4 protein-coding genes and 1 pseudogene are annotated in these 3319 nt (G+C 60.5%); all 5 read right to left on the bottom strand.

Going from position 1 to position 3319, the window contains the following annotated elements; all coding sequences use genetic code 11:
* Positions 1–439: 439 nt before the first annotated feature.
* Positions 440–703, bottom strand: a pseudogene (locus H7F49_RS19000) (DUF6915 family protein); the annotation flags it as partial.
* A 10-nt stretch (positions 704–713) separates the two neighbouring features.
* Positions 714–1151: a DUF6878 family protein gene (locus H7F49_RS18995; protein WP_185685121.1), complete on the bottom strand. Its 438-nt coding sequence runs from the start codon at positions 1149–1151 to the stop codon at positions 714–716.
* 117 nt (positions 1152–1268) lie between these two features.
* Positions 1269–2222, bottom strand: a complete 954-nt coding sequence (locus H7F49_RS18990; protein WP_185685120.1) for a DUF2493 domain-containing protein — start codon at positions 2220–2222, stop codon at positions 1269–1271.
* A 301-nt stretch (positions 2223–2523) separates the two neighbouring features.
* The gene (locus H7F49_RS18985) at positions 2524–2946 is read right to left on the bottom strand and encodes a hypothetical protein (protein WP_185685119.1); all 423 of its coding nucleotides are present in this window, start codon (positions 2944–2946) and stop codon (positions 2524–2526) included.
* A gap of 11 nt (positions 2947–2957) precedes the next feature.
* On the bottom strand, positions 2958–3254 hold the full coding sequence (locus tag H7F49_RS18980) for a zincin-like metallopeptidase domain-containing protein (RefSeq protein WP_185685118.1): 297 nt from the start codon (positions 3252–3254) through the stop codon (positions 2958–2960).
* Between the last annotated feature and the right edge of the window lie 65 nt (positions 3255–3319).

Raw genomic sequence — 3319 nt, 5'->3', positions numbered from 1 at the left:
CACCGGGAAAGCTATGCCGGATTTTTGGAATTTGACCCTGTCCGGGGCGCGCCCCGGACAGGGTCAACGAGAAGAAGTGGGGAATTTTCAAATGTCACTTCTGGGGCATTTTACTCCGCCATCAACATTTGCCGTAAAGGCTGGACATCGAAATGGGGCCTGAGGCGACGCCTGCGAGATTGCGGACGGCAGCTTCGCCAAGAGAAGTCGTTGTGCCCGCGGCGCGGCCGAGTTCCGTTGCGACATTACCAAGTGAAATGGCTCCCGTGGACTGCAGGGTCATGCGTGAGCCTCAAGCCGATCAACCTTACCAGAGAGCTCCTTCACCGCCTCGATCAGTATTCCGACGAGATTGCCGTAGGCGACAGACAAGAGTCCATCATCGTTGGCCTGCACAGCCTCAGGTACAACCGCGGCCAATTCCTGGGCGATCACACCAAGGAATCGTACCCAAGTCCTCGCGGACGTGCTGTTCGCCCACAAGGCGAACGGGCACAACACGGCTGTCGGCGTTGACGATAGTAGGCCCGAACAGCGTTTCGAGCATGAATATGCCTTCGGCATGGTGCCGAAGGGCCCGGTGCCGCGGATCAGCAAAGATCGCCTTCGACTGGTCAAACCATTGGTGGAGCGGGAGGTAATCGTCCACCACCCCTCCCCATTTCCGAACCGACGATAGGGCGTGATAATAGCAATGAGCCATCGCACTTCTCCTAGAGATCAGTCGAATGGTCGTCGGTCGCCGTGTAACGCAGCTGGCAGTCCAGAACGAAGCTCGGCGTAGCCACGTCGATGATTAGTTCGCCGCAAGCACCATCATTGATTTCCCATCCGGGATGATGGCGTTCGAGAGCAAGGTAAGTCAGTTGTTCGAGGGCGGAATTGAGGCTCTGGTCGTCGCCTTCTCCAGCACAGTCGATCGTAACTTCGGGACACGGAACACTCGCCCCGACGGCGTCAGAGAAGACGCATTCTTCGACCGCACCGCTGTCGCCGCACCCATCGAAACGGATTTCTACACTGGCAATTTCGGCATTGCGCAGCGGGGCAATGATAGCTGCCTTGAGCCGTTGAATTTCACTTTGTGCCTGCGCCGCGCGCTCGGCCTGGCGGACAGCAAAATCCGCCATGATCGCCTGAAAATCAGTCATCAGATTTCTCCTGCAATGTGGGGGCAAGGACCGATCGTCTTGCCCACGATAACAGGCGATCTCTTTCCTCTGACGGCCTGCGCCAGCGCCGATGGCGCTGGCGCGATGCCGGACGCATCAGTCGGTATCCTGAGCCGCGCGCTTGGGAGAGGTTCCAAGCGGACCGCGGCGATCAACGACGGTAATCCGACGGGATTTCGCTTCGATGACGAGGCGCTCCAGGACCCCGTTTCCGGGAAAGGCGACGACATAACGGGGGTCAAGCGAGAGCATACGCTCGTTGCGCTTGAAGCCTGCGCGTGCCCCCAGGCGCATGTCGAGGGAGAAGCTGATTTGCGGGATGTTGCGTCGTTCCGCCCATGAAGATGCCAGACGGTCAACGCCCTTGGTATCACCGCCGTGGACAAGAACCATGTCAGGAACCCGGTCGTGAACCTTGTCCAGAGTAGCCCAGACGTTGTTGGCGAAAGTGAGAGCGTCCTGCTCGTTTGGATGGCGTGTGCGGCCACCGGCAAATATCACCGGCGTACCTTCTGGCATGGCGGCGCGGCGCTTGGCTTCGGACCGGGCTCGGACGAACTCGCGGCCCTCCACAAGCGCGGAAGTCAGCATGGCGCTGTGATTGAAGCGCGAACTCGACACGGGCTTCCACGACGAGCCGAATTCGTTGAGATAGAGGGCAGCGGCCACTTCGCGCATCTCTTCGAGAGCGATCATGGCCCCTTCGGCACACTGCGCACGCTCAACCTGGGTCTCGAGTTCATGGGTGTGAATTTCGGATCCATCGGCAGTGGCGAGGAGCGCTCGAACTTCGTCGGTTGCGCGGTCGACTGCGGTCGATTTGCGGGTCGCGGAACGGTGGAAGATGTTGACGAACGCCCAGCCGATGTCCTCGGCATCGGCCTCCAGCGCAGTCCCAGAGACCATCGCAAATAGATCGGACCAGACAGCTTCGAGCGTCTGGACGACCGCATCGTGGACCGGAAAATCATTGGTGGAAACCGGGGCAGGACCAATCGAAAAACCGGAAAGATCGAGGCCGGCAAGTTGGTCAGAAAATGATGAGTGCACGGGTATTGTCCTCCTGACTGGCGTGAGGCTGACGCACCCGCTTATGGCTGCGCCAGCGAGAGTCCGTCAGGGCCAGCTTGAGGCAGTCTCCGCACCCGACAGGGGAAACCCGCTTGGGCAGGCTGGCGCGGGCAGGCCAACGGCCCACAGGGCCGGGCCAACTCGGGCCTGCGCAAGCCGGGTTGCGGAAGACTGGCGGCTGGCCCAGGGCCTCTCTCGCATGGCTGCAGACCATGAGTGCACATGCCGGCTTCGTCAGTCAGGACAGGCACATGTGTACGCTCACCAGTGAGCGGCGCATTCAGGCCACCCGTTTTGCGTAGACGCCCTCACCGTTCGACATGTGACCGAGGCAGACGTAGTTGCCGAACAACGCTTCAAAGCGCGAGGCGATCTGGGACAGCCAGCGTTGTGCTCTGGGCGATCTGGCCGTGCGCCAATCGGCATCCCAATAGGCGCCATCGTCACGCTCGACGATCCACACCGCAACCAGGCCGGCGTAAACCGACACGCCGAAATCCGCATAGGCATTGCGCATGAGGATACGGTCCTCGCGGCCTCGCCAACCGTCGTGCGCGATCAGGGAAGGAAACGCCCGCCCTGCGCGTTCGCGCAGATCTTCGCGGAGCCATTCATATTCGAATTCCCAGTCGCCGTCGTTTTCGACTTCGAGCACCGTGAAGGCGATAATGGCCCCGCTGGGATAGCTGACCGATCGGCCCATGACACCCTCCTTCAGGCGGCCAACGCAGCGTCGGCAGACGCTTCGTCGGTATCATCGGCAGAGATCCGTCCTCCGAGTTTGAGCAGAAGCCTTGATGCTTCCTCCGCCTTTGCGGCAGCAGTGAGAATGGCACGGTCATCTTGTCTCAGGAGCTTGAGCCAGTGCTCGATATAGCTCGCATGGCTATCGAGGTGGGTGACTGGCAGACCGAGTTCAGCGCCAAGCATGGCGCTCGAAAGTTCCGCGACATATCCTGACAGTCCAGCGCTAATGTGAATTCCAGCGCCATTTTTGCGAACCTGTTTCACGCCGCAATCTCCTCGGCCTGAGGCTGCTGGGCATGCATCCAGTCGGCTGCGGCCTGGGCCTTGCT

It is taken from the genome of Novosphingobium aerophilum, from assembly GCF_014230305.1.
GTDB lineage: Bacteria > Pseudomonadota > Alphaproteobacteria > Sphingomonadales > Sphingomonadaceae > Novosphingobium > Novosphingobium aerophilum.
The sequence above is the reverse complement of the archived record's forward strand: the minus strand, read 5'-3'. Positions and strand labels throughout refer to the sequence as shown.

Coding starts and splice junctions, on each gene's coding strand:
- H7F49_RS18995 (WP_185685121.1), bottom strand. CDS start 1,151: ATGACTGATTTTCAGGCGATCATGGCGGATTTTGCTGTCCGCCAGGCC.
- H7F49_RS18985 (WP_185685119.1), bottom strand. CDS start 2,946: ATGGGCCGATCGGTCAGCTATCCCAGCGGGGCCATTATCGCCTTCACG.